The organism is Streptomyces sp. ID05-39B, from assembly GCF_033794725.1.
Taxonomy (GTDB): Bacteria; Actinomycetota; Actinomycetes; order Streptomycetales; family Streptomycetaceae; genus Streptomyces; species Streptomyces bobili.
Genome location: NZ_JARGEF010000206.1, coordinates 1 through 14,744, shown reverse-complemented (window position 1 = coordinate 14,744; position 14,744 = coordinate 1). Strand labels below are relative to the sequence as shown.

General features: G+C 72.4%; 12 protein-coding genes and 1 pseudogene. 10 read left to right on the top strand and 3 right to left on the bottom strand.

Annotation, left to right across the window (positions count from 1 at the left end):
• Positions 1–221: 221 nt before the first annotated feature.
• A pseudogene (locus P1P75_RS31705) lies at positions 222–701 on the bottom strand (MarR family winged helix-turn-helix transcriptional regulator); the annotation flags it as partial.
• Between the two features lie 163 nt (positions 702–864).
• Here P1P75_RS31705 and P1P75_RS31700 point away from each other — a divergent pair.
• From P1P75_RS31700 to P1P75_RS31660, 9 genes are all read left to right on the top strand, one after another.
• Positions 865–1,380 carry a YceI family protein gene (locus tag P1P75_RS31700; protein WP_319262071.1) on the top strand — a complete coding sequence of 172 codons (516 nt, stop codon included), beginning with the start codon at positions 865–867 and terminating at the stop codon, positions 1,378–1,380.
• A gap of 1,015 nt (positions 1,381–2,395) precedes the next feature.
• Positions 2,396–2,776, top strand: coding sequence for a cell division protein SepF (locus tag P1P75_RS31695; protein ID WP_229894389.1), 381 nt, complete (start codon positions 2,396–2,398; stop codon positions 2,774–2,776).
• Between the two features lie 122 nt (positions 2,777–2,898).
• A complete protein-coding gene (locus tag P1P75_RS31690) occupies positions 2,899–4,164 on the top strand; it encodes an ATP-binding protein (protein WP_319262067.1) in 1,266 nt (421 codons plus the stop codon).
• Entirely contained in the window at positions 4,161–4,487 is a 327-nt protein-coding gene (locus tag P1P75_RS31685; RefSeq protein ID WP_086772155.1) for a nucleotide pyrophosphohydrolase, read from the top strand. The genes P1P75_RS31690 and P1P75_RS31685 overlap by 4 nt, the downstream gene beginning before the upstream one ends.
• Before the next feature lie 206 nt (positions 4,488–4,693).
• Positions 4,694–5,155 carry a DUF6099 family protein gene (locus P1P75_RS31680; protein ID WP_319262065.1) on the top strand — a complete coding sequence of 154 codons (462 nt, stop codon included), beginning with the start codon at positions 4,694–4,696 and terminating at the stop codon, positions 5,153–5,155.
• Between the two features lie 23 nt (positions 5,156–5,178).
• On the top strand, positions 5,179–6,102 hold the full coding sequence (locus tag P1P75_RS31675; RefSeq protein WP_319262063.1) for an LLM class F420-dependent oxidoreductase: 924 nt from the start codon (positions 5,179–5,181) through the stop codon (positions 6,100–6,102).
• Between the two features lie 190 nt (positions 6,103–6,292).
• A complete protein-coding gene (locus P1P75_RS31670; RefSeq protein ID WP_319262059.1) occupies positions 6,293–7,219 on the top strand; it encodes a DUF4232 domain-containing protein in 927 nt (308 codons plus the stop codon).
• Positions 7,220–7,327: 108 nt separating this feature from the next.
• Positions 7,328–8,866 carry a 3' terminal RNA ribose 2'-O-methyltransferase Hen1 gene (locus P1P75_RS31665; protein ID WP_319262056.1) on the top strand — a complete coding sequence of 513 codons (1,539 nt, stop codon included), beginning with the start codon at positions 7,328–7,330 and terminating at the stop codon, positions 8,864–8,866.
• A complete protein-coding gene (locus tag P1P75_RS31660) occupies positions 8,863–11,421 on the top strand; it encodes a polynucleotide kinase-phosphatase (protein WP_319262054.1) in 2,559 nt (852 codons plus the stop codon). Before P1P75_RS31665 ends, P1P75_RS31660 begins: the two co-directional genes overlap by 4 nt.
• 84 nt (positions 11,422–11,505) lie before the next feature.
• On the opposite strand, the gene P1P75_RS31655 is transcribed toward P1P75_RS31660, so the two are convergent.
• Together P1P75_RS31655 and P1P75_RS31650 are read right to left on the bottom strand one after the other, a co-directional pair.
• Entirely contained in the window at positions 11,506–12,396 is an 891-nt protein-coding gene (locus P1P75_RS31655; RefSeq protein WP_319262051.1) for a hypothetical protein, read from the bottom strand.
• Entirely contained in the window at positions 12,393–13,391 is a 999-nt protein-coding gene (locus tag P1P75_RS31650) for an SPFH domain-containing protein (RefSeq protein ID WP_319262050.1), read from the bottom strand. The genes P1P75_RS31655 and P1P75_RS31650 overlap by 4 nt, the downstream gene beginning before the upstream one ends.
• Positions 13,392–13,532: 141 nt before the next feature.
• Between P1P75_RS31650 and P1P75_RS31645 the strand changes: the two genes are divergently transcribed.
• Positions 13,533–14,744, top strand: a 1,212-nt coding sequence (locus P1P75_RS31645) for an arginine deiminase (protein WP_319262046.1), incomplete at its 3' end; no start/stop codon positions are given.

The following is a 14,744-nucleotide window of genomic DNA, read 5'->3' as shown; positions in this document are numbered from 1 at the left end:
GGGGAGGGCGGGGGGCGGCGGACGTGGGGCGACTCGGTGCTCGTCGGCGGTCAGTCGCCCGCGCGGGCCCGGACGGCGTCCTCGGGTGTCTCGTCCCTTCCGGCCTGCGCCGCCGTGTCCGGTACGGCCTCCGTGGCCCCCGCGGCCCCCGGCGCGTCGGCCGGGACCGTCTCCGCCGCTGTTCCGGCAGTCTTCCTCGCCGTCGCCCCCGCCGCCGCGTCCAGCCCCGGCAGCAGGCCGTACATCGCCTCGCGCTGCTCAGGGCCGATGACATGCGCGAGCGCCTCGGAGACCGTCTCCGTCAAGGCGTCGGACGTCTCGTGGAGCAGCAGGCGGGCCTTGTCGGTGAGGGCCACCTCCACGCCCCGCTTGTCGCCGCAGACCGATCTACGGGTGACGAGGCCGGCGTGCTGGAGGCAGGCGACCTGGTAGGTGAGCCGGGTCTTCGGGCGGCCCAGCAACTCCGCGACACGGGTCATCCGCAGCCCCTCCTCGGGCTGCTCCGCCAGCAGGCACAGCACGAGGAACTCGTCGTGCGAGACATCGAGCCGTTCCTTCAGGACCGACCGCAGGCGCTGCTCCACCGCGCCCACCGCGGCGAGCATCACCATCCAGCCCCGCAACTCCTGAGGCAGCAGGCCGGTGCCCCGTGCGGACGGGCATTCCGGCAGGTCAGTGCTCTTCTCCTCGGGCTCGGCCATGTTTTGAGTGTACCTGTCGTCCAAATTTGGAGAAGAAACGCGAGCGGGGTTGTTCAGATTTGGATGACCCGCTACCGTCGAGTCGGTGGTCATCCAAATTTGGATCACCGCGCGCACTGGCAGCAATGACGACAACGTCAGCAATCGACAGCAGGAGAACACCATGACCGTCGCCGTGGAAACCGGACTGTGGCAGCTCGACGCGGGGGCCTCCACCGTCGCGCTCCGGCACAAGACGATGTGGAACCTGGTCACGGTCAAGGGCACCTTCACCGCCGTGGCCGGCCAGGGCGAGGTCCGCTCGGACGGGTCCGCCGTCGGCACCGTCACGATCGACGTGGCCTCCCTGGACACCAAGAACGCCAAGCGGGACACGCATCTGCGCGGTGCCGACTTCTTCGACGCCGACCACCACCCCCAGATCACCTTCGCCGCCCGCAGCGCGGAACTCCGCGACGGCGACGCCGTACACGTCGTCGGCCAGCTGACCGTGCGGGGCATCAGCAGGCCGCTCTCCTTCACGGCGCACCTGGTGGGCACCGACGCCGACGCGCTCACGCTGGACGGCGAATTCACCGTGGACCGCGACGAGTTCGGCATGGGCTGGAACCAGATGGGCATGATCCGCGGCCTGACCACGGTCGCCATGTCCCTCCGCTTCACCCGCACGACCGGCTGACGCCTCAGCCGATACGGCGCTGCCCACGGGCGTGTCGCCCACGGCCGTGCTCGACGGCGTCCGCGGTGTCGAGGCGAGGCCCGCGACGCGAAGGCCCGCAGCGCGAAGGCCCGTAGCGCCGGTCGGCGGCACCGGTCGGCGGCGTGCAGTTCGTGGCGTGCGGGGAGACGCTCGTACGGCCGTCGCCGGCAGGGCGGGACGCCGCGCGCTCTCAGGCCGGTGCGCCGAGGGGGCCGCTGCCGGGGTGGACGCTGTCGGCGCATCCCCTCAGGCCGAGCAATTGGCAGATTGAGGCCAGAGAAACGCCGTAGAACCGGCAGTTCGCCGGCCCGAATCTGCCAATAGCGTCCGCCGCGGGGATTCGCCAACAGCGCCCAGGGCGGTGGCACCCCCGGCGGCCAGGAACAGGGCGCGCCTGCTGCCGCGCCTCGCGGGCCCAGGGCGCCCCGGCGCGCCGCGCGAAGGCCGGTCGGCAGGAACCGGGCGGAGAACCAGGGGAGTCGTCGCCGGCGCAGGCGCGCGCCCAGGCACCCGGCCGGCGCCATATCCGGTGCGCCGGCCGCTCGCCCGCCACCCCCTCCGGGCGCAGCCGCCCGCTCCGCCGGATCGCCGTCGGCGCACCACCATCACCGGTCGCCGTCGGCCACCACAGCACCGGCAGCCGCCCACGGCACGACCACTGCGGACCACTCCGGTGACGAGCGCGCCGGTCGCCAGAGCCCGCGCCAGAGCCACGGAATCCACCGAATCTCGGAGAGAGCGGACGACCCGGCCGGCCGGGTCCGCCGCGCAGGTGTCACCGGCGCGGCTCCTGCCAAGTGCACGGCACCGGACGGTAATCGGGGCCGGTGAGCCGGGTGGCCGCGGAGGGGAGGACCGCGGAGTGAGGTGGGTGAGGAGCCGCCCGGTTGCTCCCGAGGCTGTCGCGGACCGTGTCGCTGTTGGGCCGAACGGGTGACTTGGCGTAAGAATGGCTGGTGCAGGCAGTGAAAGCGAGTCAGTTCGGGGGGTGCCGGTGAACCGTTACGACGTCACCGATGAACAGTGGGAAGGGCTCGCTCAGGTCGTTCCGTTGCGCGGCCGGGACGCCTGGCCGTCGGCGGTGAGCCACCGCTCGCTGCCGGACGCGGAGACGGAGACCCGGCGGCGTTTCGTCGTCCTGCGGGTCAATGTCTTCGCCGACGCCCGCGAGGTCGCCGAGACGCTGATGGCGGGCATCCCGGTGCTGCTCGACCTGAGCAGCGCGGAGACGGACGTCGCCAAGCGCGTCCTGGACTTCTCCACCGGCGTGGTCTTCGGCCTCGCCAGCGGGATGCACCGGGTCGACCGCAACGTGTTCCTGCTGACCCCGCCGGGCACCGAGGTGAGCGGGCTCATGGAGGGCGCGGGGGTGTGAGTCGGCGCGTAGGGCGGTGACGGAGACTCACCGGGGCCGCCCCGCGGGCGCCGTCGCCCGTTCGTAGGAAGCTCACGGGGGCGGAACGGTTCGCCAGTCCGGCGGAGTCCTACGGTCCGCATATGGCCCTGCCGCTGACATCCTCCGTGTCCTCGCCCTCCTCCGTTCCCCTGCCTTCCGTCGGGCCTACGCCCGTCGCCGGGCCTCTTCCTCCCGCCGGGCAGTCCACCCGCGCCGCCGCCGGGTCCGTCCCTCCCGTCGGGCAGCCATCCCGCCCCGCCCGTCCAGGTCTCACCGAGCTGCGGCTCTCCGCCTTCGCCCGGCATCGGCGGGCCGTCCATCCGCTCGGTGCGGTCACCCTCTTCGCCGGGCCCAGCGGCAGCGGGAAGACGAGTGCCCTGCGGGCGTACGAGGCGCTGGCCCGGCTCGCGGGCGGCCACGCGGTCTGGGAGGTGTTCCCGGACCCGGTCGCCTGCGTACCGGAACGGTCGCGGCCCGACGCCCAGCAACGGCGCGGGTTCCGCATCGGATGCACGGCCGACGGACCCGAGGGGCAGGTCCGGCTCGACGTCGCCGTGCAGGCCGAACCGGCGCTGCGGATCGTGGGGGAGCGACTGAGCGCGGGCGGGCTGGTGCTGATGGAGACCGCGCTGCGCGACCCGGGCCGGGGCACGGTGCAGGCCGCCTGGCACACCGCGGGCTCCTCGTCGGTCACCCGTGCCCCGCTGCCCGACGACCGCCTCGCCACCGCCCTGCTGCCGCTGCGCGTGGCCGGCAGGACCGACGGACAGCGCCAGGTGCTCGCCGCCGCCGAACAGATGGTGGTCGCGCTGCGTTCCGTCTTCGCCTGCGACCCTCGGCCCGACCGGATGCGCGCCCCCGCCCGCACGGGTTCGGGGCACCTGCTGGGCGGCTGCGACAACCTCGCCGACGTCCTGTGGCGCACCCGCGAGGAGTGCGTACGGCGGCACGCGCAGCTCGTCGCCGCCGTACGGGCAGGCTGCGCGGGGCCGGTGACCGACGTACTCGCCGAGCCCCTCGGCGACGGGACCGTCCGTGCCCTGCTAGACCGGGGCGCGGGGCCGCGTACCGAACTGGCCCGCCTCGGCGACGGCGAGCTGCGCCACCTCGCCCTCACCCTGGTCCTGCTGACCGGCCCCGGTGTCCTGGACGTGGACCCGCCCGGCGAGGTGCCGGACGCGATGCGCGCCCTCACCGTGCTCGCCGACGGCTTCGACCGGGACCTGGACCCGCGCCAGCGCCGCGAACTGCTGCGGCTGGCCGTCCGGATGAGCGAGCGGGGCCACATCCGCTGTGTGGGTGCGGTGAGCGACGCCTCCTGGGCCGCGGGGGCGGCCGGGGTCACGGTGGTACACCTGGAGCCGTGACCGAACCTCTCGACGTGGCGAAGCTCCAGCGCAGGCTGGCCGAGTTCGCGGCCGCCCGGAACTGGCAGCCCTACCACACCCCCAAGAACCTCGTCTCCGCGCTCAGTGTGGAGGCCTCCGAACTGGTGGAGATCTTCCAGTGGTTGACGCCGGAGGAGTCGACGCGCGTGATGGACGACCCGGACAGCGCGCACCGGGTGACCGACGAGGTCGCCGACGTGCTCGCCTATCTGCTGCAGCTCTGCGAGGTGCTCGGCATCGACCCGCTGGCGGCACTGGACGCCAAGATCGACCGCAATGAGCGGCGATTTCCGGCGCCTTGACCGGGGCGTGGAGCCGGTCGTCGTCGGCATCGAGGGAACCAACAGCTCCGCTATCACTCCATGTAATCGTTCGGCCGTCCGAAACCGATTTGTTGTCCACAGATTTCCGTCTTCCTCTGGCTTTTCGCCCCACAGACCTTCACTCTAGGTAGTGAAGAAGTGACGTGGACGTGCGCGGAGCACGTCGGGACAGACGGGGGCACCCCATGGACGCGGTGCGGCTCATCCTGACGAGTAGCCGGGCTCTCGCGAGCAGTGCCGACGGGAGACGGACCCTGACCGAGGTGTGGCAGGCGCAGGCCCTGGCCCAGGCGATCGGCAGTCGCCTCGCGGTCTCGGGCCCGCCCGAACTGCGCGGCGAGGCACTGGGCCTGACCGAGCTGGCCGGCCGGGGCTGCGGAGTGCTGGACACCCCGGACCTCGACACCGGGGACCTGCTCGCCGCCCGGCTCACCAAGCTGGACGACGCCCGCGAGGCCCTCCTGCGCCTGGCCGACCTGCTCGGCGAGGTCGGCATCGCCCTCGTCGGAGTCGCCAGCTCGGCGGCCGACGAGGGGACGTACTGGCAGTGCATGGAAGCCATCGACGCGGCGGACGAGTCCAGGGACCGGGTCCTGGAGATGCTGCGCAAGCTGGCGGCACGGGAAGGGGTGTTGCGGGAAGGGTGAGCCCGCTCGTGCAGGATGGAGACATGGATCTCCGCATCTTCACCGAACCCCAGCAGGGCGCCACCTACGACACCCTCCTCACGGTGGCCAAGGCCACCGAAGCCCTTGGCTTCGATGCCTTCTTCCGCTCGGATCATTACCTGGCGATGGGTGACTCGGACGGCCTGCCCGGCCCCACCGACGCCTGGATCACCCTCGCCGGACTGGCCCGGGAGACCAAGCGCATCCGCCTCGGCACGCTCATGACCGCCGCCACCTTCCGGCTGCCCGGCGTGCTCGCCATCCAGGTCGCCCAGGTCGACCAGATGTCCGGCGGACGCGTCGAACTCGGCCTGGGCGCGGGCTGGTTCGCCGAGGAGCACGCGGCGTACGGCATCCCCTTCCCGAAGGAGAAGTTCGGCCGCCTGGAGGAGCAGCTGGAGATCGTCACCGGACTGTGGGCCACCGACGCCGGCAAGACCTTCGACTTCGACGGCGAGCACTACCAGCTCAAGGACTCGCCCGGCCTGCCCAAGCCCGCCCAGGCGAAGATCCCCGTACTCATCGGCGGTCACGGCGCTAGCCGTACGCCCCGGCTGGCCGCCCGCTACGCCGACGAGTTCAACATGCCGTTCAGCTCGGTGGAGGACACCGAGCGGCAGTTCGGCCGGGTCCGTGCCGCCGCCGAGAAGGCCGGACGCGCCGCCGACGCCCTCACCTGCTCCAGCGCCCTCGTGGTCTGCGTCGGCAAGGACGACCAGGAGGTCGCCCGCCGGGCCGCGTCGATCGGCCGCGAGGTCGACGAGCTGAAGGAGAACGGCCTGGCGGGCACCCCGGCCGAGGTCGTCGAGAAGATCGGCCGCTACGCCGAGGCCGGCTCCACCCGTTTCTACCTCCAGGTCCTCGACCTGCACGACCTGGACCACCTGGAACTCATCTCCGCCCAGGTGCAGTCGCAGCTGCCGTAGACGACGCCCGTGAGCCGCACGGCTCACCGCACACGGCGCGCGGGTCCCGGCGCACCGGACAACGATGTCCGTTGCGCCGGGACGCGAAGGTGAGCCACCGCAAGCGATCGCGGGCACCTGTGACAGCCCTGTGACCGGAATTATGGCCTCCACCACAGTCGCCGGGGCGGCCCCCTGATGAGGTGACGGGATGCGCAGACCCGCCCCCCTCCTCCTTCCGGCCCTCGCCGCCGCCCTGTTGCTCTCGGCGTGCGGCACCGAACGTGCCGACACCGCGGCCGGTGGCCCCGGCGCGGGGACGCCGTCCCCCGCGACCCAGGTGAACGACCCCGGCATCGACGGCGTCCGGATCATCTCGGTGACCATCCCGTCGCCCTCCCCGTCTCCCGAGCGCAGCCTCTCGGTCACCGCCGACCGGCTGCCCTCCGTCTCCGGCATCTCCGCCGCCTACGAGGTCACCAACCAGGGCACCGAGGCGATGACGTACACGATCATCGTCAACTTCACCAACGGTGCCGGTGAGGTCATGGCGAACAAGCGTGAGACCGTGCCCGCGGTCGGAGCGGGGAAGACCGTCCGTGGCACCGTCCGTCTCGAGGGGGTGACGCCGGGATCGTCATCGGTCACGCGGGCCGCGGTCTCCGATGTCACCAAGGTGCCCGCGGACGAGGCGCCGGCCGAGACGGGCGACTGCCCGGCCTCCGGTGTCCGCGTCTTCGCCGACCAGGGCGACGCCGCGATGGGCCTGCGTGTCGTGGGACTGCACCTGCAGAACTGCGGAACGCGCGACTACTCCGTCCACGGCTACCCGCTCCTGGAGCTGCTCGACGACAACCGCGAGCCGGTCGACGGCGTCGAGATCCTCAAGGGCAGCGGCGAGATCACCACCGGGGCGGGGCCCGACGAGGCGCCCGAGCCCGTCACCCTGAAGCCGGGCGAGACGGCGCTCGCGAGCCTGGTGTGGCGCAACACCACCGAGTTGGGGACGCCGGTGAACGTCCCCTATGTCCGAGTTCGGGCGAAGGAGGGCGCCGACCCGGTCGTCGTGACGCCGGGACTGGACCTCGGCACGACCGGCAAGCTCGGCGTCCGGCCGTGGAAGAGGGCGGCGGAGTAGTCCGGGGAAAATCCTGGGTGCCGGTGCGCCCCTGTCTGTACGTTGGAGGGGCGCGCAGGCGCACTACCAGCGCTTTCGCTCCTTCCGAACCCTTTCGAGGCAACCACCGTGTTCCTGACGATCACCACCACCGGCACCCGCGAACGCCCCGCCACCGACCTCGGCTTCCTGCTCCACAAGCATCCCGAGAAATCGCAGGCGTTCTCCACCTCCTACGGCAAGGCGCACGTCCTCTACCCAGAGGCCGACGCCGAACGCTGCACGGCGGCGCTGCTGCTGGAGGTCGATGCCGTGGCGCTGGTCCGCCGGGGCAAGGGCAAGGGCCGCGGTGGCGCGCCTGACGCGGCCCTCGCGCAGTACGTCAACGACCGCCCGTACGCGGCCTCTTCGCTGCTCGCGGTCGCACTGAGCGCCGTCTTCTCCAGCGCCATGCGCGGCGTCTGCACGGCGAAGCCCGAACTGCCCGCGCAGGCACGCCCGTTGCGCATCGAGGTGCCCGCGCTGCCCGCGCGCGGCGGCTCCGACCTCGTACGGGCTCTGTTCGAGCCGCTCGGCTGGACGGTGAGCGCCGAACCGGTCCCGCTGGACACGGAGTTCCCCGCCTGGGGCGACTCCCGGTACGTGCGTCTCCTGCTGGAGTCCCAGACGCTGACGCTCGCCGAGGCACTGCGGCACCTGTACGTGCTGCTGCCCGTCCTCGACGACGCCAAGCACTACTGGGTCGCCCCCGACGAGGTCGACAAGCTGCTGCGCGCCGGGGACGGCTGGCTGCCCGGCCACCCCGAACAGAAGCTGATCACCAGCCGGTTCCTGTCGCGCCGCTGGTCGCTGACCCGGCAGGCGATGGAGCGCCTGGAGCTGGTGCGGCTCGCCGAGACCGACGACAGCGCGGTCGAGGAGATCGACAACGCGGTCGAGGCGGAGGCGGAGACCGAGGAGAAGCCGACCCCGCTCGCCGTGCAGCGCCGGGACGCCATCATGGCCGCGCTCGGCGAGTCCGGTGCCGCCCGCGTCCTCGACCTCGGCTGCGGCCAGGGCCAGTTGGTGCAGGCACTGCTGAAGGACCCGCGGTTCACCGAGATCGTCGGCGTCGACGTGTCGATGCGTGCCCTGACCATCGCCTCCCGGCGGCTCAAGCTGGACCGCATGGGCGAGCGGCAGGCCTCCCGCGTCACCCTGTTCCAGGGCTCGCTCGCCTACACCGACTCCCGGCTCAAGGGCTATGACGCGGCCGTGCTCAGCGAGGTGATCGAGCACCTCGACCTGCCGCGGCTGCCCGCCCTGGAGTACGCGGTGTTCGGCTCGGCCCGGCCCCGCACGGTTCTGGTGACCACCCCGAACGTCGAGTACAACGTCCGCTGGGAGACCCTCCCGGCCGGCCACGTCCGGCACGGCGACCACCGCTTCGAGTGGACGCGCGCGCAGTTCCGCACCTGGGCCACCGAGGTCGCCGGACGGCACGGCTACGAGGTGGACTTCGTGCCCGTCGGCCCGGACGACCCCGAGGTCGGACCCCCGACCCAGATGGCCGTCTTCTCCATGGGCACAGCCTCCGTGGACACGGCTTCCCCGACCACAACCACCCCGACCCCGACCGCGACGCCGACCCCGGCCACCCCGAACGAGAAGGAGGCGAAGGCAGCATGAGCGACACCCAGGTATCCGAAACCCCCAAGCGTGGCCGCACGCTGCCCGTCACCGACCTCTCCCTCGTCGTGCTGGTCGGCGCCTCAGGGTCGGGCAAGTCCACCTTCGCCAGGCGGCACTTCAAGCCCACCGAGGTCATCTCCTCCGACTTCTGCCGCGGCCTGGTCGCCGACGACGAGAACGACCAGAGCGCCTCGCGGGACGCCTTCGACGTCCTGCACTACATCGCGGGCAAGCGCCTCGCGGCCGGCCGGCGCACCGTCGTCGACGCGACCAGCGTGCAGCAGGACTCCCGGCGCCGGCTGATCGACCTGGCCCGGCAGTACGACGTACTGCCCATCGCCATCGTGCTGGACGTGCCGGAGGAGGTGTGCGCCGAGCGCAACGCGGCCCGCGCCGACCGGGCCGGCATGCCCCGCCGGGTCATCCAGCGGCACATCCGCGAACTGCGCCGCTCCATAAGGCAGTTGGAGCGCGAGGGGTTTCGCAAGGTGCACATCCTGCGGGGCGTGGAGGACATCGAGGGCGCCACGGTCGTCACCGAGAAGCGCTTCAACGACCTGACCCACCTCACCGGCCCCTTCGACATCGTCGGCGACATCCACGGCTGCGCCTTTGAACTGGAGGTCCTGCTCGGCAAGCTGGGCTACGTCGACGGCGTCCACCCGGAGGGCCGCCAGGCCGTCTTCGTCGGCGACCTCGTCGACCGCGGCCCCGACAGCCCCGGCGTGCTGCGCCGCGTGATGGCCATGGTCAGGTCGGGCAACGCGCTGTGCGTGCCCGGCAACCACGAGAACAAGTACGGCCGCTTTCTGCGCGGCCGCAAGGTCCAGCACACCCACGGACTCGCCGAGACCATCGAGCAGATGGAGGCCGAGAGCGAGGAGTTCCGCGCCGAGGTCCGCGAGTTCCTCGACGGCCTCGTCAGTCACTACGTCCTCGACGGCGGCAGGCTGGTGGTCTGCCACGCCGGCCTGCCGGAGAAGTATCACGGGCGTACCTCGGGCCGGGTCCGCTCGCACGCCCTGTACGGCGACACCACCGGCGAGACCGACGAGTTCGGCCTGCCGGTGCGCTACCCGTGGGCGGAGGACTACCGGGGCCGGGCCGCCGTCGTCTACGGCCACACCCCGGTCCCCGAGGCGAGCTGGCTCAACAACACCATCTGCCTGGACACCGGCGCCGTGTTCGGCGGCAAGCTGACCGCGCTGCGCTGGCCGGAGCGCGAACTGGTCGACGTACCGGCCGAGCGGGTCTGGTACGAGCCGGTGAAGCCGCTGCGGGCGGAGGCGCCGGGCGGGCACGACGGCCGGCCGCTGGACCTGAAGGACGTGCACGGCCGGCGGGTGGTGGAGACCCGGCACGCGGGACGGGTGTCGGTGCGGGAGGAGAACGCGGCGGCGGCCCTGGAGGTCATGAGCCGCTTCGCCGTCGACCCGCGCCTGCTGCCGTACCTGCCGCCGACCATGGCGCCGACGGCGACCAGCCGGGTCGAGGGGTACCTGGAGCACCCGGCGGAGGCGTTCGCGCAGTACGCCGAGGACGGTGTCGCGCGGGTCGTGTGCGAGGAGAAGCACATGGGCTCGCGGGCCGTGGCCCTGGTGTGCCGGGACGCGGAGACGGCACGCAAGCGGTTCGGGGTGGAGGGGCCGACCGGCTCGCTCTACACGCGCACCGGGCGGCCGTTCTTCGACGACGTCGCGGTCACCGAGGAGATCCTCGGCCGGGTCCGCGCGGCGATCGGCGAGGCCGGCCTCTGGGACGAACTCGACACCGACTGGCTGCTGCTGGACGCGGAGCTGATGCCGTGGTCGCTGAAGGCGGCCGGGCTGCTGCGCTCGCAGTACGCGGCCGTCGGAGCCGCGTCCGGCGCGGTCTTCCCCGGCGCCCTGGCGGCCCTGGAGGGGGCTGCCGCGCGCGGCGTCGACGTGTCGGAGCTGCTGTCCCGGCAGCGCGAACGTGCCTCGGACGCGGCGGCGTTCACCGAGGCGTACCGCCGCTACTGCTGGACCACGGACGGCCTGGACGGCGTCCGCCTGGCACCGTTCCAGATCCTCGCCGTCCAGGGCCGCAGCCTCGCGGCCCTGCCCCACGACGATCAGCTGGCCCTGCTGGACCGGCTCGTGGAGCACGACGGCACGGGTCTCCTGCACACCACCCGACGCCTGTACGTCGACACGGCCGACCCCGAGTCGGTGCGGGCCGGCGTCGACTGGTGGCTGGAGATGACGGGCCGCGGCGGCGAGGGCATGGTCGTCAAGCCGATGGAGGCGGTGGTCCGCAGCGAGGCGGGCCGCCTGGTCCAGCCGGGCATCAAGTGCCGGGGACGCGAGTACCTGCGGATCATCTACGGCCCGGAGTACACCCGCCCCGACAACCTCGCCCGGCTGCGGCAGCGCTTCCTCAACCACAAGCGCTCCCTGGCGATCCGCGAGTACGCCCTCGGCCTGGAGGCCCTGGACCGGCTGGCGGAGGGCGAGCCCCTGTGGCGCGTCCACGAGGCGGTGTTCGGCGTGCTGGCGCTGGAGTCGGAGCCGGTGGACCCACGGCTGTGAAACTCAGCCCCTCCGGCGTTTGAGGAGCGGGGGTTCGGGGGCTGGCCCCCGGGACGGGACGGCGGGGGCGAGAAGACCCCCGCCTCAGCCCACCACCAGCCGCAGCCGCTCCCCGCACACCCCCACCGTCACCCGCTGACCCCACGTCAGTGCCACCGCGTCGCTCTCGATCCCGTCCCCGAAGGCGATCAGCCGCTCCGACTCGACGGTCAGCGTCAGCCGCCCCGCCGACGAGAGTTCCCCCGCGACCAGAGACGTCCCGGTCGCGGGCGAGGGCCACGCCTCCCGGACGTACCACAGGAGCCGCTCCTCCGTGGGCCCCGGCAGCCGTAGCCCTCCGCCCCGCTCCTGCCACACCGAGCGGATCCAGCCGGTGGCCCCCGTGCCGGTGCCGACCAGCACTCCGGAGGAGGCCTGGGCCTCGGCGGCACCCCCGTCGCCGTCGAGGCCCAGGCGGTACCGGGCGGTCTGGTGGCCGGCCGCGCCGAGGTAGATCTCGTTGAGGGCGACCAGCCGCTGGGTGTCGTCGGCGACGGCCTCCACCATGGTCAGTTCCTCGACGCCCGCGGTGGCGGCGAGCAGCGCTGCGGCGTCCGCGGGCCGGTGGCGGACCAGGACGCCCGGGTTGCGGCCGGGGTCCGTGTCGATGCCCACCACCGGCTGCCCGGCGAGGTACTTGGCGACGTTGGCCACCAGCCCGTCCTGGCCGACCACGACCACCACGTCCTCGGGTCCGAACAGGAACCGGTCCAGGTCCCGTCGCTCCACGCGTGTCTGACGCCAGGTCAGCGGGACGGCCGCCGTCACCTCGGCCAGTGCGCGCCGGGTGCGGCGGTGGCGTTCGGCGATCTCCTCGATGTCGCGGCCCCGCGAGGAGAGGAAGAAGGCGGCCTGGCCGTGCGTGCCGTGCCGGGCCACCAACTCCTCGTACTCCGTGGTGCGGTGGACCAGCACGGCCCGCGGGGCGAGACTCACTGCGAGGCTCCCAGCTTGGCCAGCAGCCCGGTCAGCACGTCCGGGGAGACGGTCAGGCTGTCGATGCGCGGCAGGTTCTCCGCGAGCCGGGTGCCGGTGAGGGCGTGCAGGGTCCTCACGTCGACGTCCGCGTGCACCCGGAGCCAGGCCGCCTGGGCCTCCGCCCGCGCCTCGCCCACCTCGCGTGCGGCCTCCGCCTCGGCGCGGGCGAGCCGGACCGTCCGGGTGGCCTCCGCCTCGGCGCGGACCTTGTCGGCCGCCGCGTTCTCCTCGGCCTCGCGGCGGGCGTTCGTACCGCGCTGGTCGACGAGCTGTTCCTCGCGCCGGGCGAGTTCGATCTTGCTGGCGAGTTCGTTCTCGGCGATCGTCCGCTCCCGCTCGACGGCCACCGCCCGCCGCTCGTACGTCGCCCGGTCGGCCTCCTGCTGGATCTGTTCGCGCGCCGGGGTGCGCAGGGCCCGCTCCACCTCGGGCTCCGGCCGCAGCGCCACCACGCGTACGGCGACGATCTCGATGCCGGTGGCGGGCAGCCGGGGTTCGGCCGCCAGTCCGGCCGCGACCCGTTCGCGCACCGACGTCACCCCGTCGACCAGCGCCTCCGCCAGTGGCGTACGGGCGAGCACGTCGAGTGCGTGCTGCTGGGCCGTCTCGGTCAGCAGGGTGCCGAGCTGCTCCAGGGGGGCGCCGCGCCAGGCGCCGGTGTCCGGGTCGATGGAGAAGTCGAGGCGGGCGGCGGCGACGGCGGGGTCGCTGACCCGGTAGGTCACGGTCGCCTGTACGGCGACGTCCTGGAAGTCGGCTGTACGGGCGTGGAAGGTCATGGCCAGCTCGCGGTCGTCCACCGGGACCTCGGAGAGCGCGGCGGTCAGCGAGCGGAACCAGAAGCTGAGTCCGGGACCGTCGTGCACCAGGGTGCCGGAGCGGTGGTGGCGGATGTGTGCCGTCGGGGCGCCCCGCAGGTGGCGCCAGCCCAGGCGCCGGGTGATGTCGGCCACGGGGTCCCCCTCGTTTCGAACCATTGTCGTCACTGAGACGATAATGGAGAGATCCGCTTGTCGTCAAGAGGACGAGAACAAGGTCGGGCGGAATCCGGCCAGGAGCGGGTGAAGGCGGGTTCCGATGGTCAGGATGGAGGCATGGGATTCCACGTCGACTCCGAGGCCGGGCGGCTGCGCCGCGTCATCCTGCACCGGCCGGATCTCGAGCTCAAAAGGCTCACCCCCAGCAACAAGGACGCCCTCCTCTTCGACGACCTGCTCTGGGTGCGCCGGGCGCGCGCCGAGCACGACGGCTTCGCGGACGTCCTGCGCGACCGCGGTATCGCCGTCCACCTCTTCGGCGACCTGCTCACCGAGGCCCTGGAGATCCCGGCGGCCCGCGCGCTCGTCCTGGACCGGGTCTTCGACGAGAAGGAGTACGGCGTCCTCGCCACCGACCACCTCCGCGCCGCCTTCCAGAACCTGCCCGCACCCGAACTGGCCGAGGTCCTCGTCGGCGGCATGACCAAGAGGGAGTTCCTCGACGCGCACCCGGAGCCGACCTCCGTGCGCTTCCATGTCATGGAACTGGACGACTTCCTGCTCGGCCCCCTCCCCAACCACCTCTTCACCCGCGACACCTCCGCCTGGATCTACGACGGCGTCTCCATCAACGCGATGCGCTGGCCGGCCCGGCAGCGCGAGACCGTGCACTTCGAGGCGATCTACCGCCACCACCCCCTCTTCCGTGCGGAAACGTTCCACCTCTGGTCGGAGGGCCAGGCCGACTACCCGTCCACCATCGAGGGCGGGGACGTCCTCGTCATCGGCAACGGCGCCGTCCTCATCGGCATGAGCGAGCGCACCACGCCCCAGGCCGTCGAGATGCTCGCCCACAAGCTGTTCGCGGCGGGCTCGGCCACCACGATCGTCGCCCTCGACATGCCGAAGCGGCGCGCCTTCATGCACCTCGACACCGTGATGACGATGGTCGACGGCGACGTCTTCACCCAGTACGCGGGCCTCGGCATGCTCCGCTCATACACCATCGAACCCGGCGTCGGCGAGAAGGAACTCAAGGTCACCGACCACCCGCCGGAGCACATGCACCGCGCGATCGCCGCAGCCCTCGGCCTCAGCGAGATCCGCGTGCTGACCGCCACCCAGGACGTGCACGCCGCCGAGCGCGAGCAGTGGGACGACGGCTGCAACGTCCTGGCGGTCGAGCCGGGCGTCGTCGTCGCCTACGAACGCAACGCCACCACCAATACCCATCTGCGCAAGCAGGGCATCGAGGTCATAGAGATCCCGGGCAGTGAGCTGGGCCGGGGGAGGGGCGGACCGCGCTGCATGAGCTGTCCGGTGGAGCGG